The organism is Oceanispirochaeta crateris, from assembly GCF_008329965.1.
In the GTDB taxonomy this organism is placed as follows: domain Bacteria; phylum Spirochaetota; class Spirochaetia; order DSM-2461; family DSM-2461; genus Oceanispirochaeta; species Oceanispirochaeta crateris.
In genome coordinates, this window is record NZ_CP036150.1 from 3,465,668 (window position 1) to 3,490,300 (window position 24,633).

Annotated in this window: 20 protein-coding genes; 13 read left to right on the forward strand and 7 right to left on the reverse strand. The window is 45.6% G+C overall.

Annotated elements, in window-relative coordinates:
* Positions 1-2 precede the first annotated feature (2 nt).
* From EXM22_RS15760 to EXM22_RS15775, 4 genes are all read left to right on the forward strand, one after another.
* Positions 3-1,268: an MFS transporter gene (locus EXM22_RS15760; RefSeq protein WP_149487436.1), complete on the forward strand. Its 1,266-nt coding sequence runs from the start codon at positions 3-5 to the stop codon at positions 1,266-1,268.
* Positions 1,265-1,807, forward strand: coding sequence for a tetratricopeptide repeat protein (locus tag EXM22_RS15765; RefSeq protein WP_149488014.1), 543 nt, complete (start codon positions 1,265-1,267; stop codon positions 1,805-1,807). The genes EXM22_RS15760 and EXM22_RS15765 overlap by 4 nt, the downstream gene beginning before the upstream one ends.
* Positions 1,797-2,030, forward strand: a complete 234-nt coding sequence (locus EXM22_RS15770; protein WP_149487437.1) for a hypothetical protein — start codon at positions 1,797-1,799, stop codon at positions 2,028-2,030. The genes EXM22_RS15765 and EXM22_RS15770 overlap by 11 nt, the downstream gene beginning before the upstream one ends.
* Positions 2,031-2,216: 186 nt before the next feature.
* Positions 2,217-3,602 (forward strand): phosphomannomutase/phosphoglucomutase, encoded by a 1,386-nt coding sequence (locus EXM22_RS15775; protein ID WP_149487438.1) that lies wholly within the window; start codon positions 2,217-2,219, stop codon positions 3,600-3,602.
* 72 nt (positions 3,603-3,674) lie between these two features.
* Here the strand turns inward: EXM22_RS15775 and EXM22_RS15780 are convergent, their stop codons facing one another.
* The 3 genes from EXM22_RS15780 to EXM22_RS15790 form a co-directional block, all read right to left on the reverse strand.
* Positions 3,675-4,961: a P-loop NTPase gene (locus EXM22_RS15780; RefSeq protein ID WP_149487439.1), complete on the reverse strand. Its 1,287-nt coding sequence runs from the start codon at positions 4,959-4,961 to the stop codon at positions 3,675-3,677.
* A gap of 39 nt (positions 4,962-5,000) precedes the next feature.
* On the reverse strand, positions 5,001-6,185 hold the full coding sequence (locus EXM22_RS15785; RefSeq protein WP_149487440.1) for a Gfo/Idh/MocA family protein: 1,185 nt from the start codon (positions 6,183-6,185) through the stop codon (positions 5,001-5,003).
* A 323-nt stretch (positions 6,186-6,508) separates the two neighbouring features.
* Positions 6,509-7,795: an aminotransferase class I/II-fold pyridoxal phosphate-dependent enzyme gene (locus EXM22_RS15790; RefSeq protein WP_210411506.1), complete on the reverse strand. Its 1,287-nt coding sequence runs from the start codon at positions 7,793-7,795 to the stop codon at positions 6,509-6,511.
* A gap of 137 nt (positions 7,796-7,932) precedes the next feature.
* On the opposite strand from EXM22_RS15790, the gene EXM22_RS15795 reads away from it, so the two are divergent.
* Positions 7,933-9,330, forward strand: a complete 1,398-nt coding sequence (locus EXM22_RS15795; protein ID WP_149487441.1) for a hypothetical protein — start codon at positions 7,933-7,935, stop codon at positions 9,328-9,330.
* A 22-nt stretch (positions 9,331-9,352) separates the two neighbouring features.
* On the opposite strand, the gene EXM22_RS15800 is transcribed toward EXM22_RS15795, so the two are convergent.
* The gene (locus EXM22_RS15800; RefSeq protein ID WP_149487442.1) at positions 9,353-10,174 is read right to left on the reverse strand and encodes an AraC family transcriptional regulator; all 822 of its coding nucleotides are present in this window, start codon (positions 10,172-10,174) and stop codon (positions 9,353-9,355) included.
* Positions 10,175-10,345: 171 nt separating this feature from the next.
* On the opposite strand from EXM22_RS15800, the gene xylB reads away from it, so the two are divergent.
* From xylB to ptsP, 5 genes are all read left to right on the forward strand, one after another.
* The gene (xylB, locus tag EXM22_RS15805; RefSeq protein WP_149487443.1) at positions 10,346-11,839 is read left to right on the forward strand and encodes a xylulokinase; all 1,494 of its coding nucleotides are present in this window, start codon (positions 10,346-10,348) and stop codon (positions 11,837-11,839) included.
* A gap of 44 nt (positions 11,840-11,883) precedes the next feature.
* A complete protein-coding gene (gene xylA, locus EXM22_RS15810; RefSeq protein ID WP_149487444.1) occupies positions 11,884-13,218 on the forward strand; it encodes a xylose isomerase in 1,335 nt (444 codons plus the stop codon).
* A 228-nt stretch (positions 13,219-13,446) separates the two neighbouring features.
* The gene (gene proC, locus EXM22_RS15815) at positions 13,447-14,253 is read left to right on the forward strand and encodes a pyrroline-5-carboxylate reductase (RefSeq protein WP_149487445.1); all 807 of its coding nucleotides are present in this window, start codon (positions 13,447-13,449) and stop codon (positions 14,251-14,253) included.
* A gap of 34 nt (positions 14,254-14,287) precedes the next feature.
* On the forward strand, positions 14,288-17,344 hold the full coding sequence (locus EXM22_RS15820) for a ligand-binding sensor domain-containing protein (protein ID WP_168203564.1): 3,057 nt from the start codon (positions 14,288-14,290) through the stop codon (positions 17,342-17,344).
* Positions 17,341-19,602, forward strand: coding sequence for a phosphoenolpyruvate--protein phosphotransferase (ptsP, locus tag EXM22_RS15825; RefSeq protein ID WP_149487447.1), 2,262 nt, complete (start codon positions 17,341-17,343; stop codon positions 19,600-19,602). The genes EXM22_RS15820 and ptsP overlap by 4 nt, the downstream gene beginning before the upstream one ends.
* Positions 19,603-19,617: 15 nt before the next feature.
* Here ptsP and EXM22_RS15830 read toward each other — a convergent pair whose 3' ends face one another.
* Positions 19,618-20,034 (reverse strand): RrF2 family transcriptional regulator, encoded by a 417-nt coding sequence (locus EXM22_RS15830; protein ID WP_149487448.1) that lies wholly within the window; start codon positions 20,032-20,034, stop codon positions 19,618-19,620.
* A 177-nt stretch (positions 20,035-20,211) separates the two neighbouring features.
* Here EXM22_RS15830 and EXM22_RS15835 point away from each other — a divergent pair, with 177 nt between their 5' ends.
* The gene (locus tag EXM22_RS15835; RefSeq protein WP_149487449.1) at positions 20,212-21,561 is read left to right on the forward strand and encodes a uroporphyrinogen decarboxylase family protein; all 1,350 of its coding nucleotides are present in this window, start codon (positions 20,212-20,214) and stop codon (positions 21,559-21,561) included.
* A 99-nt stretch (positions 21,562-21,660) separates the two neighbouring features.
* Positions 21,661-22,620: a GTP-binding protein gene (locus EXM22_RS15840; RefSeq protein WP_149487450.1), complete on the forward strand. Its 960-nt coding sequence runs from the start codon at positions 21,661-21,663 to the stop codon at positions 22,618-22,620.
* Between the two features lie 8 nt (positions 22,621-22,628).
* Here EXM22_RS15840 and EXM22_RS15845 read toward each other — a convergent pair whose 3' ends face one another.
* The gene (locus tag EXM22_RS15845; RefSeq protein WP_149487451.1) at positions 22,629-23,120 is read right to left on the reverse strand and encodes a hypothetical protein; all 492 of its coding nucleotides are present in this window, start codon (positions 23,118-23,120) and stop codon (positions 22,629-22,631) included.
* Between the two features lie 151 nt (positions 23,121-23,271).
* Between EXM22_RS15845 and EXM22_RS15850 the strand changes: the two genes are divergently transcribed.
* Positions 23,272-23,634, forward strand: a complete 363-nt coding sequence (locus tag EXM22_RS15850; protein ID WP_149487452.1) for an ArsR/SmtB family transcription factor — start codon at positions 23,272-23,274, stop codon at positions 23,632-23,634.
* Positions 23,635-23,695: 61 nt separating this feature from the next.
* Here the strand turns inward: EXM22_RS15850 and EXM22_RS15855 are convergent, their stop codons facing one another.
* Positions 23,696-24,610 (reverse strand): aldo/keto reductase, encoded by a 915-nt coding sequence (locus tag EXM22_RS15855; RefSeq protein WP_149487453.1) that lies wholly within the window; start codon positions 24,608-24,610, stop codon positions 23,696-23,698.
* Positions 24,611-24,633 lie beyond the last annotated feature (23 nt).

Genomic DNA, 24,633 nt, shown 5'->3' on the forward strand with positions numbered 1-24,633 from the left:
TAATGTTTAATCTGACCAAGAGCGAAAGGAGCTGGGTTCTGTATGACTGGGCAAATTCAGCCTACTCCATAACGATAACCACGGCCATTTTTCCACTGTTCTTTGGACAGATTGCCAGAGAAGGTGGATTGTCCGACACGACATCTACCGCTTTTCTAGGGTATGGAAACAGTTTTTATGCCCTTCTTATCGCCATAATGGCTCCTCTATTAGGAACCATGGCGGACTATAAGGGACGGCGGAAAAAATATTTCACTGTTTTTATGGTCGTAGGGACTGCCACGACAGCTCTCATGGTTTTCATTCAGCCCGGAGCTTGGATTCCGGCCATTGTTTTGTATATGCTGACGGCGATAGGGTTTTCCGGGGCGAATATCTTTTATGATTCCTGCCTTGTGGATGTCACTGAACCGGAGCGTATGGACAAGGTCTCCACTACTGGTTTCGGATGGGGATACATTGGCAGCACCATTCCTTTTGTTGCCAGTCTTGTTATCATTTTTATGATGGCCGGGGGAGATATGTCTGTTCTAAATATGACAGCTGTCCGCATAGCCTTCATCATCACAGCCCTTTGGTGGTTCGGATTCAGTATTCCTTTTTTGAAAAATGTAAAGCAGCGTTATGGTATAGAGCCTTCTCCACAACCTGTGAAAGATGCCTTTGGACGCCTATATAAAACCTTTCAGAACATTCAGTCCTACAAGCATGTTTTTCTCTTTTTATTGGCTTATTTCTTCTACATTGACGGTGTCGGAACCATCATTAAGATGGCTACGGACTATGGATCGAAAATGGGGATCAGCTCGACGATCCTCCTCCTGGATTTGATGGGGCTGCAGATTGTAGCTTTTCCTTTTGCCATACTCTTCGGCATCCTTGCCAAGAAAACATCCACCCGGTTTATGCTGTTTGTCGGCATTGGAATCTATACTCTCATCACGATTCTGGCGACATTTCTTCCTCTGATGGGGCCTGATATGCTGATCCCTATGTTTATTCTTATTTCTTTCCTTGTTGCCACTAGTCAAGGAGGAATCCAAGGGCTGTCTCGATCCTATTTTGGAGCGATTATCCCACCTGATCAGGCGGGTGAGTTTTTTGGATTCTTTGATATATTCGGTAAATTTGCCGCTATTATGGGTCCTTTTATCCTTGGTTTTGCCACACAGCTTACCGGTTCTTACAGCATCGGCCTTGGCTGTATTGTTATCCTTTTTGCTTTGGGGGCCTTTTTTCTCGTACTCTGCGGAAGGGTTGAGAAATGAAAGGACCGGTTTCTGTTGAAGAACTAGTAGCTCTGGGTGTGAGCTATTCAGAACAGGGGAAGCGGATCAAGGCAAAAGACTGTTTTCGGAAAGCCCTTGAACTCCTGCCAGAAGACCCTGTTATCAGTTACAACCTCGCTTTGGAGCTGATGGAAGAGGAGAATTGGTTTGAATCTCTCACTCTTCTTAACCAGGCTGTTAACGGAGAACCGGATAATCCCGATTTCTGGTGTGAACGGGGAATTGTTTTGTTCCGCCTGAACCGCTTTGAAGAGGCTGAAGAATCCTATGATCTGGCTCTTACCTATGGAGAAGAAGATTCCCGACTTTGGAATAGTCTGGGAGTTCTCCGGTTTGCCACAGAAGAGTACAAGGATGCGGAAATCTTCTTCCGTAGAGCCATAGAACTGGATCGAAAAAATAGTGACGCCTGGTTTAATTTGGCAGATACACTGGATGAGTTAAACAATAAAAAAGGTAGCAGAGAAGCCCGTAGGGTCTTTGAAGAACTCCTTTTGGAAGAGGCTGATGAGAGCTGAAGAGCTTGTTGCCGAAATCTACAGACAGAAAACAGAACTTCAGGATCAAGGTAGAAAGCCTCATCAGGTCATCATGAGTATGGAAGCCTGGCGTCATATCCGGGCATGGCACCTTGCCAGAGGCGTGATGGAACAGGCCGCACACATGGATTATATCGGTGAAGACCGCATCTTTGAGATGGACGTTCTCATCGATGGAATTGACTCGCCCAAAGTCCTTTAGAATCTATTCTCTTCTTTGACAGATCAGACGAACAGTCTTATGTGCCCCTCTCATCATCAGGTTCACTAAATATGTATGAACTAAGAATACCGTAGATTATGATTGATGGATTTGTAAAGACAGTAAAATCCTGGAGACGTCTGAACTGAGGATAGAAATTCTACCCCGACTTTAGGAGGATGCAGAATGAGTCAAGAAGGACATATCCTTTCAAGGAAGATTATTAAATCCTGTGATATCAGAGGGATCATTGATGAAAATCTTAACAGCATGGATGCTTTTTATATCGGGAGATCTTTTGCATCTTTATTGAAAGAGAAGCACCAGCATAAATGTGTCGTGGGGCGGGATGGAAGGCTCAGCTCCAAAGATTTCTCAAAGCAGTTGATAAAAGGTCTCACTGATTCGGGTATCCACGTCATCGATATTGGCCTTGTTCCTGTCGGGATTGTTTATTTCTCCCTCTCTTTTCTGGACATCTCGGCTGCTGTGATGGTTACTGCCAGTCATAATCCGGCTGAATACAATGGATTCAAATTCATCAGCAACAAACAACCCTTCCATGGTGATGACCTTATTCAGTTGGAATCTATCTGTAGAGAAGGTGCTTTCATAGACGGACAGGGTCGGCTGGAGACTCAAGATGTTCGTGCTGCCTATGTCAGCTCTCTTCATGCTCTCTTGGACAAAACCGAACATTCTGGTTTGAAAGTTGTGTGGGACCCCGGGAATGGCGCCGTTTTCTCGGTGATCACTCCTTTTACAGAAGGACTGCCTGGTCGCCATGTTTTGATCTGTGCTGAGGTTGACGGCCGTTTTCCTCACCATCATCCAGATCCCAGTGTGGAAAAGAATGTGAGGATGTTAAAGGATGCCGTACTTGATCAGGGGGCAGACCTGGGACTCTCTTTTGATGGAGATGGTGACCGCCTGGCCGTGGTTGATGGTCTGGGACGGTTATATTATGGAGACCAGCTCCTTGTTCTATTGGCGCAGAAACTTTTAGAAAAACACCCCATGGCTGTCATAATGAGTGAAGTTAAGGCCAGCCGTTTCTTTGTTGATGAAATTGAACGCCTTGGGGGGAGGGCTCTCCTTTGGAAAGTGGGGCATACAAACCAGAAGGAAAAAATGCAGGAAATGGGAATCCTTCTGGCAGGAGAGACAAGCGGACATTTCTATTTTAAAGAGAATGGTAATTATGATGATGCTCTTTTTACGGCTGTGAAGGTACTGCAGATTCTGTATTCAGATCCAGATGCACTCCTGAATTTAGACCAGCGTATCCCCATTTATTATGACAGCGCTGAGATCCGAGTCAAATTACAGGATAAAAAACCTGATATGATCCTCAATGGTATAAAACGTTATCTCGAACGCACAGAGTCTGAGTTTCTGGATGTGGATGGTATCCGAAAAGAGTCCAGTCATGGTTTCTGGATTATAAGAAAATCAAACACGGAACCACATCTTACAGTCCGCTGTGAGGATCAATCTAAAGAGGGATATGAAGAGAGTCTTCGCCTGATTAAGAAGCTCCTCCTCGAAGCAGGCTTACAATTCAATCCATGAAAATCCATTTCCATTGAATTGAGCTCTGGCACCTGGACCAAAAAAAAGACCCGGAAACCGGGTCTTTATTGATTATTTGGATAGTTCTTCCAGCTGGTTGTATGGGAAAATTCCTGAACTATGTCCATCGCTCCAGCTGATAGCCATAGCATAATTTCCCAGGGGACTGGTGGATTCTACCTTAATATCCTTGGGAATGTCCTCGTCGTTCAGGATCTTCTCTCCGCTATATTCATCGACACATAGGGCGCATCGGCAGCTGCTTCTCAGATGAACCGCATTGATCTTCCACTCTTTATTATCCTGCCAGTGAAAGATGACCGTATCCCCTTCCTGCCTAACTTCTGGAGGGACAATCTTTTCAGCAGTGACCTTCCCCAAGGCTCTGGCTACGTTCTCAACCAAAGACTTATTCAGATCATTGCTTTTATAACCTTCCATGTTCCGGCCTCTGCCGGGTTCGAGTGGAATCTGTGCCAGAGTATCCAGGCCAAAACGCTCACCCGGCGCCTTAGCTTCACCAAAGATGTAGTGCTCTTTGCTACAGTTGTCACAGATGAAATGAGACATATTCTCTACGACGCCCAGCATGGGAACGCCTACTCTTTCAAACATCAGAATACCTCGGGCTACGTCCACAAGGGAAAGAGCCGCTCTCGTTGTGACAATCACAGCCCCGTCGACCTGAATAGTCTGGCTTAGGGTCAACTGAATATCCCCTGTTCCTGGGGGCATATCGATGACCAGGTAATCCAGCTCTCCCCAGTCTACCTTGAGAAGAATCTGCTGCATATATCCCGATACCATAGGGCCTCTCATGATAGCCGGTGAATCTCCCAGGAGGAATCCGAAAGACATCAGTTTCAGACCGTCTTTTTCAATGGGAATCATCATGTCGTTTCTCTGGTAAACACCGGGTTTGGTGATGTTAAACAGAGTCGGCAGGGAGGGGCCAAAGAGGTCGGTATCCAACAATCCTGTTTTATAACCCTGGTCGTGAAGTTCGCAGGCCAAAGTCGCCGCTACTGTGGATTTTCCAACTCCGCCTTTGGCGGAAGCCACAGCTATGATCTGTTTGACCCCTTTCAAGCCGTTTTCACTCTGATCATTGCGAGCATTCCTGGCGGTCATGGTCACATGGACTTTCTTTACACCATCCAGTTCACCTACAAGCTTTTCCGCTGCCATCTTAAACTGATTTTTTACCGGACAGGCGGGGGTAGTCAGTTCAATGGCAAAGCTGACAGTACCGTCGCTGATAACCAGTTCCTTGATGAATCCCAGTGATACTATGTCCTTATGCAGGTCGGGATCTATGATTTCTGAGAGAGCCTTGAGTATTTCTTCTTTCTGAACCAAAATTTTCTCCAATATATATTCTTATCTTACAATTCTTGTTTAAACCTCTGTCCAGGCGCTTTTATCCGCGGAGGATTTTAGTACGGCCTGAACAAAACGGAGGCCTGCCAGACCATCCTTTTCGTCAGGACAGGTCAGGGCTTCTGGACGTGGGGATGAACCGGCCCTTTTGGCGGCTACCGCTTCTGCGGCATCCCTGTAAATGTTCGCAAAACCGTCAGGGAATCCTTCGGGGTGGCCTGCAACAATATGGCTGGCATAGGCGCTCAGAGGAAGCGTACCCGGACCATTGGGAGTTCGGATTTCAGCCGGACGTCCCAGGGGTTTGAAGAATAGCCTCTGAGGAATTTCCTGTCCCCATTCAAGACTGCCCTTTGTTCCTGAAATCCTGAACTGGAGTGAATTTTCTACACCGGCGGCAGCCTGGGTGACCCAGAAACTGCCTCTGGCTCCATTTTCCATTTTGAGGAGGGCACCCGTATAGTCGTGGATGACTCTGCCCGGGACTATGGCTCCTGCTTCGGCGGCAACTTCTTTGACTTCCATTCCCGTTACATAACGGATAAGGTTATGAGCATGGGTTCCAATATCTCCCATGACGAGGGAAGGACCGCCTTTATCTGTTCTGTAGCGCCAGGGAGCATTCGTACCTTGGGGGTCTGGCGTAGATTCGTCCGCTTTGCCTCCCTGCACATATTCGATTTGTATCAGTCTGATCTCTCCAATTTCTCCGGCTTCAACCATGGCTCTGGCCTGGCGGGTCATCGGATAACCTGTATAATTATGGGTCAGGCGAAAGATTCTATTTGTCTCTTTTACAATCCCGACAAGCTTTTCTGCTTCTTCTATTGTGTTTGTCATCGGTTTGTCACAAATCACATCCATACCGGCTTTCAGAGCCGCCGTCGCATAGAGGAAATGGCTGTCATTGGGAGTCATTATGGCAATGATTTCAGCTCCATCGGTTCTTGATGCTTCAGTTTTGATCAGTTCAAGGCCATCATTGAAAATTCTGTCTTCTGGGAGACCTAAGGCTTTGCCACCTTCAAAAGCCCGTTCAGACCGAGTGGAAACAGCGGCTGCCACAAGGTCATAACAATCTGTCAGCCGGGCTGCCTGGCGATGCATTCCTCCAATAAAAGAACCGGGGCCTCCTCCTATGACTGCCAGCCTGAGGCGTCTATTCAGGTGATGAAGGGCCGGGTTGTATCCGTCTTTACTCATCTAATCACTCCATTTTATTGTTTGTGACAAAATCAGTATAACTCTCCCCCTTAGTAAGGTTCAACTAAGTTGGAGAGCCTGAATGATCATTTTTTTGAGGTATTGTCTCATTTTTTAAGGATTCTAATATTAGACAGATTCTAAAAGGGGACTTCTCCTGGAGGCTTAACCGACGGTGGCCCAGGTGAAATGGTTTGAATGTTCGAAAAGGAAGATTTTGTTAAGGTGGGGGAGGGATTTCTGACCCAATGTCAGAACCGTATCCTGTCTCTTCCAGGAAAAACCCAGAGAGACAGGATCGCTTTCAGCGTATTTAAAGTCCTTTATTTGAGGTCTTTGCAGGCACTGTAGATATTGTTGAAAAGTTCTTCAATAAATTTTTCGGGAAGAGATGAGTAGGCTACGCGGATGAGAGAACCCAATGCAATAATACCGGTATCATAATCACTGAGGAGTTTTTGTCTGACCTCTTCGGCGTTACCTTTTTTCAAATCGATGCACATGAAATATCCTGAATTGTAAGGGACTGCATCAAAAAATTCTGAATACTCCGGATGATTGTTCAATGTCACTCTTACCCGATCATAGCGAGACTTCATCAGCTGATATTTTGATTCTTTGTCTGCTGAATAACCTGGATCATCATAGGCAGCGAGCAGTAGGTTTTGTGAGAGGATGGAGTCGTTTGAGATATTTCCCCTTACCGCACCGGCTATTTTGTCGACCATGGCCTGTCCTGACTCTTCGGTCATACCCTTCCAGCTGAAAGTGACAAAGCCGACTCTGAAGCCCCATACGTAGTCTTCCTTTGTTGCTCCATCAACCTTAACGGCAAGTACATTTTCATGGAGTGTGGCCAGATGGGAAAATATGGATTCCGTTCCTACGCCTTTTTCAAAAACTAAACCGAAGTAGGCATCGTCAATGAGAACCGCAATCTTTTTCCCTGCTTCTGCCGCTTCAAGCAGAGCATCTTTGATCCCAAGCATTTCTGATTCGGTAGGAGTGTATCCTGTGGGGTTGTTGGGAAAATTCAAAAGGAGAACTTTTTTCTCTCCAGGTGAAAGCAGTTTGTTTTTCATACCCTCTAGGTTGAAACCATTGTTTTTATACATGGGAAATGTATCAAATTCAGCCAGGTAGGCATTTTTGAAAACCAGATTATAGTTCCCCCAATAGTATTCGGGGAGAATGACAGTATCGCCTTCATCCAGAAAGAGGTAGCCTGCCATGGATAGACCGTGTGTCAGTGCATTTGTGACAACAGGCAGTGTCAATCTTGTTGACTCCAGGGAGGGGTTTTTCTTCTTAATAATGGATTGCCAGCTTTTTCTGAGGGGAAGAAGGCCGTAGCTTGAGGCATAGGGGAATACTTTTTCTGGGGGAAGTTTTACCAATGACTCAATGGCAGACAGCCTGAGTGGAGAACCATCGTCTTCAGTTGCTATTCCTATGGAAGCATTGATTTTCTTTCCGCTTGCATCCTGTCCCTGCATGAGAAGGCCTTTTTTGGGGAAGAATATTGCTTTTCCTCTTTTCGATAATAGGGAAAAAATGGCGGGATTCTGTGCTTCCAGAATACTATTGAGTGCAGAAGCCTGTGGATTCATGATAATTCTCCTCACTGTTCATTTAAGGGTTTTTGATTTCTTGATTTTGTCATATAGGATATAGGATTTAATCATATCGAAAGTTCTCAATCGTGGGAATCCTCTTGTCCTATCCTGGTGTGTGAATTATCATTAAAATGATGGAATATCAGGTAAAAATTCATGGAACGAGTCAAATAGAAGTCAAAGTCAGTTATCCATTGATCAATAAAGAAAAATACAGTCATTTCAGGATGACCGCTGTCTTTTTTATTCCAGAACAGCTTGGTGTCCATGAAAGGGCCTTTCCCAGAGAGCGGCTTTTATCAGATTTGAGCGTTTATACCCGTTTTACAACTCCCAGAATTTCATTATCAGAACTCCTGTCAAAGGACTGTGAATCCAGTCCTCTCACCAGGCTGAATCATTTGTGGTCCAAGCCTCAAAAGAGCAAATCCTGGAGAACCAGGGTCATATACGAACTAAAAACCCTTGTGAATATTGTTCTTTCAGAAACGGGTAGTTTAATTGAAGCCTCAGAATATGTAGAACCTGAAGTTACCGATGCAATCATCGATGCCGTTTCAAAACTGATCAGCGCGATGCATAAAAACAAAAAACCATTCCCCGGGAAAATCAAGCAACCCCTCATCTGGACCCTGGAAGACTTAGGAAAAGACGGGCCGCCTTCCAAAAAGCTGAATAAACGATTTGAATCTTCCTTGAACCGAATCCTGCACACGAGGAAAAAATATGGCTGGGATATTCCTGTAGACCCTCATGATTTTATGGCAGAAAGAATGGTTTACCGGAGTCATAAACTGAAAAAATGGGCTCAGGAGTCTCTGTTCCTTTCTGTTTATAATTCCAGAGCCGCCGCCAGTGTGGCTCAATTTCTTTTGGGACTCGCCGCGGCAGTTGCCATGGCCTTTGCCGTCACTGCTACAATCCTTTCCATGAAATGGTTTCCCCAAGGCAGCATGTATTGGGCTCTCATCGCTGTCATTGCCTATTCTTTAAAAGATCGGATCAAGGAGAATCTGCGCAGTATTTTCCTGGGAATCTCTCCTTTTCTGGTCGCTGACCGCTTGCACCGGCTCGTCGATCCCAGGACGGATCGCAGATGCGGTAAGATCAGGGAATCTGTTTCTTTTTCCGAGATGAAAAAGCTGAATGAGGATATAAAGCATTTCAGGAGAGCCGGGAAGGATAAGCTGAGCCTGGGGCTGCTCCATGAGAAAATCCTTAAATATAAGAAGGATTATATTATCCACACAGTTCCTCTTTTTGAGAATCATACCCGCTTGTCTGGAATCACCGATATTGTCCGTTTAGACATGTCCAACTGGGTGCAGAAGATGGATGACAGCATTGAGTATCTCTCCTGCCGGATTGGCGACGAATATGGGGAGATGAAAACCAACAGAGTGTATCATGTCAATATGGTTCTAAAACTCGAAAGGCCTGAATCCAAGTATCCCGATATCATGCAACGGTACCGAATCATCATGGCTCGGAAGGGTATTTTGCGAATTGAAGAAGTCAATATCCGTTAGTTTTTTCATGACATGATCATCTTCATTGATCAGGCTCCTTGTCGACAAACTGAAGGTACTGTTTTCTATAGATGGACGGGGCAGTCCCTGTGTACTGTTTGAAGACCCTGCTAAAGTGGAATTCGCTATAAAAGTTTAGATCCTGGGCAATGGTCAGCAGTGTTCTGTCCGTACTAGTGAGCATGGCGCCAGCCGCTTCAATCTTTAACTTCATAAAATACTTCATGGGAGTGGTTTTCATTTTCTGTTGAAACAGACGGATAAAATAGGAATTGCTGAGTCCAAGCCTCTGGGCTATATCCTCCAGTTCCAGGTTGTTGGTGATGTTGTTTTGCATGATTCTGAGTGCTTTTTCAATATGGCTGTTCCGGCTGTCCGAAAAATGAAAATCCTCTTCACCCGATAGGACATAAAGAAATGAGATCAATTGATGAACCGCAGACTGTCTTAGGGCTCTATTGGCGGAGAGTCCTTTCTCCTTGATTTCTTCAAAGAAAAATCGGTAGTTCGTTCCGAGATGATACAATCTGTTTGATTTGAGATCTATGGAGAGGAGGCGGTGAATTTCTCTGTCGGAATCTTCAGTCCCTATCAACACGGCATAGTAGGAGAGAGGGTTGTCATCATCCTGTACAATGATGGAATGGTGAATCTCGGGGGATGTGAGGAAGAGGGTCCCCGGCTCGATTCGGAAGCGTGTCCTGTCATTGAGAAAACTGGCATTTCCCTGAATAAAATAATGAAGCTCAAACTCGTTTTTACCATGAGAATGATAACGGCTGTGCCACCTTATTTCGGTTTCTTCCTTCATCTGGTAGACAAATACAACATCCAGAATCTTCATTTTAAGCCCCTGTACAGGTCAATTATATGTATGAACAGTCAATTCTGTCCATTCCTTTCACTTCTTGCCCGACGAATACTATATAAAGATTGTATTTCCCGAGTATTCAGCTTTGCTATCCAGAGCTGTAGACGGGGACCGTATTCAATACAGTTGATAGTGGAGGATTCTTTGAAAACCATAATTGGAATAGATAACGGCACACAGAGCACTAAGGTCGTCTTTTATGACTTTGAAAATAAAACTATTGCAGCCTCAGCGTCAGCAGGGCATGAAATGATTTCCAGAGATGACGGCAGCCGGGAGCAGAAGGCTTCCTGGTGGATAGAGGCCCTGGCATCCTGTTTCGATCAGATTGATCCGGAAATCCGGAAAACGGCCCAGGCTGTGGGTGTCTCCGGGCAGCAGCACGGCTTTGTTCCCATTGATTCCCAGGGAATGGTGCTCAACGATGTCAAACTCTGGTGTGATACGTCTACAGCGGCGGAATGCAGGGAATTGACCGAAGCCTATGGTGATGATACAAGGCTGTTGGAAGAAGGGGGAAATCTGATACTACCAGGTTATACTGCTTCTAAAATTCTTTGGTTTAGAAAGGCTCATCCAGACGCCTATGCCAGAATGGCAACGGTTTTACTGCCCCATGATTATCTGAATTATTACCTCACAGGAAAGGCTGTCATGGAGTATGGAGATGCTTCGGGAACTGCGCTTCTGGATGTTCGAAACAGATGCTGGAACAGGGATCTTGTGAAGGCTCTTGATCCGGACAGAGATCTTATGAGTTGTTTACCCGATTTGATCGAACCTTGGGAGGCCGCCGGCCGTGTTTTACCCCATGTGGCTTCCCGTTTTGGAATTCCTGCAGGAATTCCTGTTTCTTCCGGTGGAGGAGACAATATGATGGGGGCGGTGGGAACCGGGACGACAAAGGATGGTGTTCTGACAATGAGCCTGGGAACCAGCGGAACCCTCTATGGATATTCAGATAAACCCATAATAGACCCGGATGGGAATTTGGCGGCTTTCTGCTCCAGTTCCGGAGGATGGTTGCCCCTTTTGTGTACCATGAACTGTACGGTGGCTACGGAGTTAATGCGACAGCTTTTTGATATTGGTGTCAAAGAGTTTGATGAGCTGGGAGCCCGCTCTACAGTCGGAGCCGAAGGAATCCTCACTCTCCCTTTCTTTAATGGAGAACGGACACCCAACCTTCCTCATGGACGGGGATGTATTGTGGGTATGACAGCCGGGAACGTCAAAAAAGAGAATATGTTTCGCTCTGCCCTGGAGGCGGCCATTTTGGGATTGAAGCTTGGGCTCGACTCCTTTGAAAAATTGGGATTCAAACCCCGGGAAGTCCGTCTCATCGGAGGAGGAGCCAATTCGAAAATATGGAGGCAGATCACGGCGGATGTCATGAACCTTCCTGTGGTGGTGCCAGTCAATGCCGAGGCAGCGGCCCTGGGGGCGGCAATTCAGGCTCTATGGTGTCTGAAAAAGCTGGATGGACTCGATGCGGATCTCAACAGTCTCATCGATGAACATGTAGAACTGGATTCGGGTAAGGGCTGTCTTCCTGATCCGGAAAGAGTCAAAAAGTACAAAGAGGTTTACGCAGAGTATAGCAAATATGTGAATGCTCTCACTCCTCTTTTTTCATAGAAGTTGTTTTTGGTTTAAAGATTATTGTTACATAGGAGTATTTTATGAGTCAGGTATTTATTGGGGATAAAGAGTATTTTAAGGGGATAGGCAAGATTCCTTTCGAAGGGAAAGGTTCTGATAATCCTTTGGCCTTTAAGTTTTATGACGAGAACAAGAAGGTCCTGGGCAAGACGATGAAAGATCACCTCCGCTTTGGTATTGCCTACTGGCATAGCTTCTGTGCCGATGGGGGGGATCCCTTTGGTAACGCCACACTGATTCATCCCTGGGCACAGGCTGAAGGGTTGGAAAAGGCAAGAAATAAAGCCGATGCCGCCTTTGAGTTCATCTCGAAACTGGGAGCACCCTACTACTGCTTTCATGATGTTGATGCCTCCCCCGAAGGTTCGAACCTTTCAGAATATGAAAGCAATCTGCAAACAGTGACTAAAATGCTGAAAGAAAGACAGGATGCCACAGGGATTAAGCTGCTTTGGAATACAGCCAACCTGTTTTCTAATCCCCGGTATATGAACGGGGCTTCCACCAACCCAGATTTCAGAGTCTTGGCCTATGGTGCGGCCCAGATCAAGGCTTGTCTCGAAGCCAATGTGGCCTTAGGTGGAGAAGGGTATACATTTTGGGGTGGACGTGAGGGATATATGTCTCTTTACAACACGAATATGAAGAGAGAGAAGGATCATTTGGCCCAGTTCCTCATAGCCGCAAGAGACTATGGAAGAAAAATTGGATTCAAGGGGAAATTTTATATTGAGCCTAAGCCCATGGAACCCTCAAAACATCAATATGATTACGATGCGGAGACAGTGATTAATTTCATCAAGTCCAATGGCCTCGAAGAAGATTTCGCCTGCAATATTGAAGCAAATCATGCCACTTTAGCGGGGCATTCCTTTGAACACGATATACAGTTGTCCGCAGAATATGGTCTTTTGGGAAGTGTGGATGCCAACAGGGGTGACATGCAAAATGGATGGGATACAGACCAGTTTCCCCATTCAGTCTATGAAACAACAGAGGTCATGCGGATCATCCTGGCCATGGGAGGATTTAAAACCGGAGGTCTTAATTTCGACGCCAAAATCAGGAGGAATTCAACCGATATGGAAGACCTTTTTCTCGCTCATATCGGCGGGATGGATACTTTTGCTCTGGGATTGGAAATGGCAGCCAAAATACAGGAAGACGGCCGGATGGATAAGATGAAATCCTCACGTTACTCCTCCTTTGATTCCGGATATGGTAAAGACTTTGAAGACGGAAAACTAACATTAGAAGATCTAACGAAACTGGCCCATGAAAATGGAGAACCTGCCATTATTAGCGGGAAACAGGAGCTCTTTGAAAATCTAGTGAATGAGGCCTTATTTGGATGATTGCAGATTCCTGGTCTTTTTGAAGACCATGTCATTGAATGTGCCTTTAGAATTGAATTAATCTATGCAGAAACCGGGTTTCTACAGTCCGGTTTCTTTTTTTTAGGATTATCTTTTCCATTATATTTAAATCGAAGCAATTTCTAAGCACGATTACAATTGAAACCATTGGTTCGTCCCACTATACTGAACGTATATACTCTAAAAAACAGTTTGCAGGAAGGGATCATGAATATCGGATTTATAGGCACCGGAAATATGGCTACCGCATTTATCGGTGGATTTTTAAAAGCAGGAATCATTGAAAAGGATCAAATATTTGTATCAGATGCATCTTCTGAAGCCTTAAATCGGATTTCTTCCCGATATGAAGGTCTTAATACGAGTACGGATAATCTGAAATTCCTGAGCAAACTGGATTTTCTATTCCTCTCCGTCAAACCCCATATCTACGAACCAGTGATTAAGCAAATTCGAAATAGTGTCTCTGAAAATACAGTCATCATTACCATTGCTGCCGGAAAAACCAGGGCTCAGGTCCTGGAACTTTTCGGTAGAGATCTTAAGCTTGTGAGAACAATGCCCAATACGCCTGCTCTGGTTGGAGAGGGAATGACCGCAGTGTGCCCCGGTGACAATCTGAGTAACGATGAGATCGATCAGGTTCTGACTCTGTTGAATGCGGTTGGTAAAACCGAGATTCTTGAAGAACGTCTCATCGATGGTTACACCGCTCTTTGCGGCTCCAGTCCCGCATATGTTTATTTGTTTATCGAAGCCATGGCCGATGCCGCTGTGAGGGAAGGGCTCCCCCGGGATAAGGCTTATTCAATGGCTGCCCAGGCCGTGCTTGGTTCGGCCAAAATGGTCCTAGAAACAGGTCAACATCCCGGACAGCTCAAAGATCAGGTTTGTTCACCCGGAGGGTCAACAATTGAGGCCGTCACTGTCCTTGAAAAAACAGGATTCCGGTATTCTGTCATGGAAGCATTGAGGGTTTGTGCCGGAAAGTCCAAGAAACTGTCAGAAAGCTGATACAAGGGAAATTGGAAAAGAGGTCGGAAGCATCTTGAGTCGTAAACATTTTATAAGTTTAATCCTCTTTTTTTTAGTCCAACTGATCCCCTTGGGGGCCAACTCAATTATATTTGATCACATCACTCAGAAGGATGGTCTGGCCAATAATGGTGTTTCTGGAATTGTGCAGGATAAGAGGGGTTATCTGTGGTTTGGAACCCAGAATGGTCTTAGTCGTTACGATGGAAAAGTCTTTCTAAATTACGAACACAATCCATTTGAGAAGAACTCCCTTCCCCATAACCTGGTTCAAACTCTCTACCTGGATCCTATTGATCCTTATCTGTGGATCGGAACCTATGAAGGGCTGTCCAGGTTCAATTTGGAGACCGAAGAATTCTTTAATTTCAGTTCCTATGAAAACAAGGCCGGAGATGTCCTTTCAAATGAAGTTGTGACCTCTATCGTGCGGGATGAGCAGGGCGTCCTCTGGGCGGGGACCTTAAATGGCTTGAATCGAATAGATCCTGTCAGTCTGGATATACGGTCGTATTTTCACAATGAACTGGATGAAGGGTCTCTCCTTCACAATACCATCCGCAGCCTATATGTGGATACTCGGGGGCGTCTTTGGGTTGGCAGTTATGGAGGCTTGGACCTGTATCAACCGGAGACCGATTCTTTTGGGCACTTCAGGGCAGAAGAGGGAAATCCCCAATCTTTACCGTCTCCCTTTGTTATGTCCATCTGTCAAACCGATGACTTCAATCTCTGGGTGGGAACCTGGGACGGAGGAGTTTCTCTATTAGATCCTCTTTCCGGGGCTATTCTGGAGCATATTCGCTTTGAGGGAAATACCTACCTTCTTTCTGCCGATCCATCGGGAGATCTCTGGATCGGTACCTGGGGGGACGGGCTGTATCGTTGGTCGGCTTCGTCAAAAGAACTGATTCATCATGAAGTAGATTCAGACGATCCATACAAGCTGAATCATGGTATCATTTATTCCTTTTTGAGAGATAGGGGTGGAGTCTATTGGATCGGAACCAATGGGCGAGGGGTCAATAAACTTAATCCACAGAAGAAGGATTTCCGGTATATTTCTCATACCCTAAATGATCCCCTATCCTTACCAGAAGACAAGATCCGGGATATTCTGATCGATAGTCAGGGAAGGTTCTGGATCGCTACATACTCAGAGGGGCTCTGGCGCTTTGAAGGAGATAAGAGAGACTGGAAGGTGCAGCACTGGATGCCGGATACTGAGAATCCCTGGTCTCTGTCTCATTTTAATGTGGCAACAGTGATTGAAGATTCTCAGGGACGTTTCTGGGTTGGTTCTCTTGGAGGACTTGATCGGTATAATCCGAAGACGAATGATTTTGACAGAGTGTCCCTCTTGGGATATGGAACGATTGCCGGGGATGAGCCGATTGTAGATGCCATAACAGAAGACGTTGACGGTACATTTTGGATCGGCACAAACGGTTCGGGAATCATCCACTGGTCGAAGTCCGATGGTGTACTCGATGTATTCAGCTACAGCACCGAAAATCCGAGGCTGAGTAATAATCTTGTCTTCAGCCAATTACTGGATAGCCGCGGTACTTTCTGGGTGGGTACGAATATGGGATTGAATCGCTATGATCGTGAAAAAGGTCAATTTGATTTTTTTTATCATAATCTGGATGATATGACCAGTCTCAGTAATAATGTAATAACAGATATCCTCGAGGACTCACTAGGACGAATCTGGGTAGGAACCGGCGGGGGAGGGATTAATCTTCTGAATCCCGGCACAGATACATTTTCCCACTTTACCCGCCTCGAGGGGCTGAGTTCAAATCATGTCCAGGCTATGGAAGAAGACGGTCAGGGGCGGATCTGGATCTCCACAATCAGTGGGGTCAGCGTTCTGAATCCTACAAATGGATCTATTCTGAATATTGATGAAAGTGACGGTATCATTGTTGATCAGATGGATAACAGCTCTACGGTAGATCAGGATGGTTATATTTATTTTGGCAGTTCCGAAGGGGTTCTGCGGTTTGATTCGGCCATCCTTTATGATAATCCTCATCCTCCGGCTTTGTGGATGAATGAAGTAAAAGTTATGGGCGAACCCTATCCCTTCTTAGAGGCTCTCATCACAGGAGAACCGCTTGTGTTGAACTGGGAGCAAAGCTTTATCAGTTTTGAATTTGCCGCATTGGATTTTACTTCTCCCGCCCAAAACCAGTACCGCTATAAGCTGGAGGGGTTGGATCGACAGTGGGTTTTCAGCGGTCATAGAAATTTTGCAGCCTATCAGAACCTACCTCCTGGTCATTATGTGTTCCATGTCCAGGGCTCCAACAATGATGGAGTCTGGAATGAAACCAGCTTACGCCTTCCCCTGTATGTAAAAGCACCTCCTTGGAAGCAGCGCTGGTTCTTTTTGTTGTATATCGCAGGGGCTGTTATGGCGGTCTTTCTCATTTCCAATCTTCAGGCCAATGTCATGCTGAAGAGAAAACTGAATTCGGTGAAAAGCAGTCACGATCATCTGCAGGTCATCAACACAAATCTTGAGAAACTGGCCTGGATCGATGGCCTGACAGGACTTTCAAACAGACGGTATTTCGATTTGTCCATGAATAACCTCTGGCATCTCGCCATCCGGGAGAATAAGATTATCACCTTGTTGATGATTGATGTGGATCACTTTAAGGCATACAATGATTTCTATGGCCATCAGATGGGAGATGAAGCACTCAGGACAACAGGACGTTTGATCAGGAGTGTTATGAAGCGTGATACGGATGCGGTTTGCCGTTACGGTGGGGAAGAGTTTACAGTTTTACTCTTTGATACAAATATTCAGGAGGGAGAAGCCCTGTGTGATTCCCTTCTAGAGAAATTCCGTGAAGAGAAGATCCCCCATGAAGGCTCCTCTGTTGCCCCGTATCTTACGATCTCCATCGGTATTTCAGGTTTTACTCCCGGTATTTCGCATGAGCCTTCCCAGTTGGTTGATGAATCGGATAAGGCCTTGTATGAGGCTAAAAACCGGGGTAGGAATCAATATGTCGTATTTTCAGGAAGATCAAAGGACAGCATAGAATCATGATGAAAGATAATGTAGAACTCATATGTAATATTGGAGAACTTTCCGATCTCTTCCGTGAAAAAAGCGACGTCAGAGGGTTCCTTATGAAGGTCGTCAAGACCGTCTCTGGTCATATGAAGGCCGATGTTTGTTCTATTTACCTCTATGATGAGGCTCAGGACCGCCTCATTCTGGAGGCAACAGAGGGGTTGAATCCCGATCTCATCGGGAAGCTCAAGATGTCCACTGAAGAAGGCCTTGTGGGAGTGGCTCTCAAGGAACTCAGGCCTATCCTTGAAATAAACGGGCGGGATAATCCTCACTTTAAGGAAGTCCCCGGAAGTGGTGAAGACAAGTATCAGGCTTTTATGGCCGTTCCCATACTGCAGGGACTCACCCGTATCGGAGTCCTCGTTCTTCAGCATCACATGGCAGGATATTTTAATAAGAATGATATGATGGCTCTCCGCGCCATTACTTCTCAGCTAGCGGCTACATTGGAAAATGCCAAACTCCTGATGGGAGTGACTCAAACGGCCAAGCCGGAGCCATCGGTTGAGCTGTCCCTGATCAAGGGGCAGGCTGTCGTGGAAGGAATCGGCATAGGCCAGGCTTATGTGATGGAATCTGGCAGTCGGGATGGGTTTCGTTCCGGATTGCCTCAGAGCTGCAGGGATGCCGGCAAGGAGGACTTTTCAAGAGCCCTCATACAAACAGAAGAACAACTGACAGATTTGCAGACGGAAATGGAAGAGAAACTCTCTGATGTGGGGTCTCTCATATTCAGCACTCATCTGTTGATGCTCAGAGATTCCGGGTTTATCGGGAAGATGGAAGAGGATATCCAGGAAGGAGTTCTTCCCTGTGATGCCATTATTTCCAGGGTGGAGCACTTTCTGAAGATCTTCGGAGAGAGTGGCAATCCAAGGCTTCAGGAGAAAGTTCAGGATATCCGCGACCTTGGGCACAGACTCCTGAGAAACCTGGCGGGCGAAAAACTTGAAAGTGGAGATTATTCCGACCAGATCCTTGTGGCCAGAGAGCTCCTTCCTTCGGAACTTGTGAAGATAACGGCACAGCATGTGGAAGGACTCGTCCTGTACAGCCAGGGGGCTTCGGCGCATATTACAATCCTTGCCAAGTCTCTTGGGGTTCCTCTCATATACACCGATGATCGCAAGCTGCTCACTATCAAACCGGGGAGTCGTCTTATACTGGATGGTCAGCAGGGAAACCTTTTGGTCAATCCCGGAGATGAAACAGTTGCTCAGTTCCTGGCTCTCAAGAAAGACCACAGCTTGCTGGATGATCATGCCGAGCAGGTTAGGGAAGAAACTTTCAGCCTCGATGGGGAGAGAATTTACCTGAGGGCCACAATCAACCTTATAAGCGATATTAAAACAGCGGTGAAGATGAAAGCCGAGGGAATCGGTTTGTACCGCAGTGAATTTCCCTTCCTCATCAGGAACAGTTTTCCCAGCGAAGAAGACCAATATCTGGTTTATAAGAAGATTTTTGATGGTATGGAATCTCCGGTGATCACCTTGAGAACACTGGATATCGGCGGGGATAAAATCCTGTCTTATATGCCCGATTCAGAAGAAGAAAATCCTTTTCTGGGATTACGGGCTATCCGATTTCTCCTTCAAAATAAAAAGATCTTTGTGGGCCAGCTCAAGGCCATGTTGCGAGCGGGACAGGGACGAAAATTCCGTATAATGTTTCCTCTTGTCTCTTCTTTAGATGATTTCAAACAAGCCAGAAGAATGGTTGAGAAGAGCATTGAATTCCTTAAACGGGACGGCTTTGAATGTGCCACAATTCCCGAATTAGGAGTCATGATAGAGCTTCCTTCGGCGGTTGTTATGATAGATGATCTCGCAAGAGAAGCAGATTTTATTTCGGTAGGCTCCAATGATCTGGTTCAGTATCTTCTGGGAGTGGACAGAACGAATGAAAAGGTCTCTGGTTTGTATGAGGCTCGCCATCCTGCTGTTTTGAGAACGGTGGCGCGGATTGCAGAGGCTTCTCAAAAACATAATTGTCCTTTGAGTATTTGTGGAAATATGGCCTTTAACAGAGGCTTGTCCTACTTCCTGGTGGGGGCGGGGGTCCGTAACCTGTCCATGCCTCCGGGACAAATTCCTCAGATGCAGACTTTTCTGGAGAATGTGGATGTGAAAAAGGCGGAAAATGACTGCCGTCATCTCCTGCAATTAGACTCGTTGGAGAGTATTAATGAGTTTCTTGACGAAGCTGTTGCTGCAGTAAAATCCTAAAAAAGTATTTTCTGGCTACTCAACATCCATGTATTTATCAAGAATCGTTTGAATGGTCTGGTTTCTAAGCTGATCTCTGATCATTTCTTCTGTATCGCTCCAGAAGGCGGAAATGGCACAGTCGGCAGAACGGCCGCAGGTGCCTTCGGGAGTGGTGCAGGGTGCTAGTTCTACCCCTTCTTCCACAGCTTCCAAGACATCCAGTACTGTTATTTCATTTAATTCCCGTGCAATTCTAAAACCCCCAGAAGCACCTCTTACTGATTCGGCAATCCCGGCTTTCTTCAATTTGGTAAAAATCTGTTCCAGAAATATGGGAGATAATTCTTCACTGTTGGAAATGGATTTGATGGATATCGGTTTATTTCCTGCATTGAGTGCCATGTTTATTATTGCCCTGATGGCATAACGGCCTTTTGTTGTAATTCGCATGCAATCATAATATCTCGATTACTATAGACGGGCAAGTGATCTCTAAGGTACTTAAGGCGACTTTGGGTAAAAAGTACCCGAAAAAGTACCAAAATTAGCGGGAGTTTTATATAAGACAGTCTTTCTCAGGTATTAACATAACTTAACAGCATAAAATATCCGGAGGATTAATTTTAAATGAATGGAAAAGACTTAATAATAAATACCTTTAAGGGGGAGCCTGTCGAAAGGGCTCCCTGGGTTCCCTATACAGGGGTCCAGATAGCCAGACTCAAGGGATACGATGCCCAGGAGATCCTCATGGATGGGGATAAGCTTCTTGAATGTCTGCTTGAATCCAATAAGCAGTACTCCCCCGACGGTCAACCCGTGGTATTTGATCTGCAGATTGAAGCAGAAATACTCGGCTGCGAACTTCTCTGGGCGAAAGATTCTCCCCCTACGGTCAAGAGTCATCCTCTGGCTGATACTAAGGAAATTCCCCTTAAAATTCCTAGTAGAACGGAAGGCAGACTTCCCATGGTCTTGGATGTTATGAAAAGAATGAAAGCAGAAGTGGGGAATACCACTGCTCTGTACGGTCTTGTTTGTGGCCCCTTCACATTGGCATCCCACTTGAGAAGCACCAATATTTTTATGGATATGTATGATGATGAAGAATATGTAAAGAAGTTGATATCCTATGCAACGGATGTGGCAATCGCAGTTACCGATCTCTACATAGAATCCGGAATGGATATTATCGGTTCAGTAGATCCCCTTGTATCACAAATCTCGCCAGAAATGTTTACCCAGTTTATGGCTTCCGATTACAAGAGATTTTTTGATCATGTTCGGTCCAAGGGTGCCTTCAGTTCCTTTTTTGTTTGTGGTGATGCAACTAAAAATCTTGAAGCTATGGCTCTTACAGGTCCGGACTGCCTCTCTATTGATGAGAATATTGACATAGTAGAGGCCAAAAAAATCACCGATGCCCATCATATTCTCATCTCAGGTAATTTACAGCTCACAGTTGTCATGCTCCTTGGAAATCAGAAAGACTGTCAGAAAGCAGCCCTCGATCTTATGGACAAGATGGGCACCAAGGGGTTTATTCTGGCTCCCGGCTGTGATATGCCCTATGGGGTTCCTGTTGAAAACATAGTGGGGGTCGGCCAGGCCGTACAAAATCCGGAAGCCACCAGATCCTTTCTTTCCAGCTATGTGAAGGAAGTCGTGGACATTGATGTGGACATGCCCGATTATGAAAATCTGGATTATGTTCTTATTGAGGTTTTAACCATAGATTCTGCCACCTGCGCCGCTTGCGGATATATGAAGGCGGCAGCTGACGATATGATCGGGATCTTTGGAGATGCAAAAGTTAAGGTCATAGAGCGAAAAATCCTGGAACCTGAGAATATAGCCAGGCTGGGACTACTGGGGGTTGCCAACCTTCCTTCCATCGCCGTGAATGGAAAGGTCACCCATGTGTCTCTCATTCCCAGCCGTGCTGAACTTGAAGAAGAGATCCGTAGTTTGCTCTGACTGGGGTCATACTGAAGAGGGCATTCAAGGCTGGTATTGGATGTCCCGTCGTGAATCACCGGGGGGCCTTTGGAACCCCGGTTGTCAAAGGAGGCTTATATGGGCAAAAAAATTGATATTATCCTGTTGGCTGGTTTCCTGGGTTCCGGGAAAACAACGGTTCTCAATGAACTCATCCGGTATTTCCATGGTAGGAAATTAGGGATCTTGGTAAACGACTTTGGGGAAGTACCAGTGGATGGGGCTTTGCTTTTGAATGAGAATCCAGAACTTTTGGAGGAGGGACACAAGATCTATGAAATTGGTAATGGATCTATTTTCTGTTCCTGCCTCAAGGCCCCCTTTGTTTATGGGCTGAAGTATTTTGAAGAGGAAAAACCCGATTTGCTTTTTATTGAAGCCTCCGGATTATCTGATCCTTCCAGTATGAATAAAATTCTTTCTGACCATCAGCTGGCATCACAGTTCTCTGTCAAGCATGTGGTCACATTGATTGATCCTATCCGCTACAAGGCTCTTGTTACAGTCCTGGATGTCATTGGGAGACAAATTTCAACGGCCGATCAAATTTTAATCAATAAGACAGATCTTATTCCAGATAAGGAGCTGAATGAGCTGATCAAGGATTTGAAAACACGTTCCTCGGCTCCACTTCAGACAGGAGTATTTGGAGCGTTTGACTACTCTTTCATTGATTTGGAGGTCCCCCGAACTCTGCATGGTGAATTGGAAAGCTGTAATACCCCCGAATCCAGACCTGCTAGTCTTTTCCTGGAAGGAAAAATTGAAAGTGAACAGGTTCTAAAGGATTTTATGAGCCGTATAGAGGGTAGTATTTATAGGGTGAAAGGTTTTATAGATATTGAGGGTAGGAGCTATTATGTTTCTGATAATACCGTCGGCTACAGTCTGACAGAGGTTGTAAAACCAGGAATGAAACCGGGACTTACGGTTCTCTGTCCCGTGAAGCATAAGGAAAATATCCTTCAGCTCTGGAATGAAATCCGGAGAATAGAGATCAGACCGAAAGGCTTTTCTCTTTCTTCTCCGGGATTGTGAGAATAGAATCAGAAGACATATCTGACTCCCAGAGCGGATGACCAGACGAAATCAATTCCATCCATGAAAGATAATCCCGGTCCTCCCTCTATGTAGAGGTTCAATGGTACTTCTTTGAAATCGTACTCCCATCTTACAATACCCAGTGCGGACATATTAAAGTCGTCACCTAAGTTGACATACAGTTGTGGTCCTGCTGACAGAGGGAAGGGCTGATCCTTGATCATCACATCCACCAGAGTAAACATCATGTTTCCACCTAGGGTGAAGCCATCATAGAAGGACCCAACCAGGGCGTTTATCTCGAGATAATTGGCCAGTCTGTATCCGAATACAAGACCCGATGGATATCCCAGGGCTACTCCGGCCTTGGCTCTTCCCTCGAGGCTTTCGGTGTTGAGATTAATCTCTTTTATTTCTTTATCTTCCATCTTCTTATTCTGACCGAAAACTGGCAGAACCAAGCATATCATTAAAATTATCAACACTCTTCTTTTCATTTATATCTCCTTGAGCACAATTGACATAACCAATCCATACAATGATTGTTTATTAGATAAGTATATCTAAAATAGATAAAATTACATCTGTTTAAACAGAAAAAAATCCTCATCTGGGCAGAATTACTGCTGTCATGTTACAATAGAGCAAATGAATAACAGTGACGATATTGAAGATCCCCAGGTGAGCCATGATGCCGCCCGGATTGAGCGGGTGAAAGAGTTGCTCGTGACTCAGGATGAGCTTGATCATCTGGTTCAGACCTTTAAAATATTTGGTGATCCCTCCCGACTCAAAATTATAAATGCCCTGATAGAAGATGAACTCTGTGTTCATGAAATTGCCGAACTGATGGGAATGAGCCAGCCCGCAGTGTCTCATCAACTCAGGCAGCTCAAGCAGGCTCATGTGGTCAATTCCAGAAGGGCCGGGAAGCACATATTCTATTCTCTCCTGGATGAACATGTCATCCAAATTTTTAGAATCTGTCAGAAACATCTGAGTGAGGGTTGAGTCTCTTTCCTTCCTGTTCGGCTCTCCTCATCTCTTGTCCTAATCTTATGGAAAGGTGAATTTAAGGGAAGATCAGCGTGCCGGCCAGGTCTGAAGCTTCGGCATTGGCTCTGACCTGATTTGGATTTCTGCATCCGGGAATGACAGTTGTAACGACGGGATCTCTCAAACACCAGGCTAGGGCCCAGGCGGCCATGGAAATGCCTTCGGGCATTTCCTCTTTCTGAATCCTTTGTACCTCCCTTAATTCTGAATCTATTTTTTCCTGAGACCTGTGACTCCGGACATCATCCTTGGAAAAGACAGTTCCCGGTTTATACTTTCCACTTAAAAATCCACTGGCAAGGGGAACTCTGGCCAGGACTCCCAGTTCTTGTTTTCTGCACTCTTTAAACGCTTTTTCTTCGGGTCGTCTATCCAGTCTGTTGTAATACAGCTGGAGGATTTCTGCACCGACCTCTGTCGCTTTTTCTGATTGATACTCCAGGACTCCCTCGTGTGAATTGGAGATGGATATTCCCAGGTGGCCTATGATGCCGGCTTTCTTCTGCTTGTCCAGATAGGTCCAAAGTTCCTGATTGTCAAAGACTGTATTCTCTCCAGAATGGAACTGGTAGATGTCAATGTGATCGGTTTTCAGACTCTTCAATGACTCTTCCAACTGAATTTTAACGTCATCGACGCTCCATAACTGATCCCTATCCAGGTAGTCGTTGTAATGGTGTCCGAATTTTGTGGCGACAATCCATTTATCCCGGTCCATTTCAATGGCCCTGCCGACAAAGGATTCGGAAAGGTGGTCTCCGTAACACTCCGCCGTGTCAATTAAATTGATCCCTTCCTCTCGGGCGGTATCCATGACAGCATCAACCTGAGGCTGGGTATAAAATTCTCCCCATTCTCCCCCATATTGCCAAGTTCCGATTCCTACTACCGACACTTTAAGGCCAGTTTTTCCCAGTGTTCTGTATTGCATTTCGGCTCCCTGTCTTACAGTTT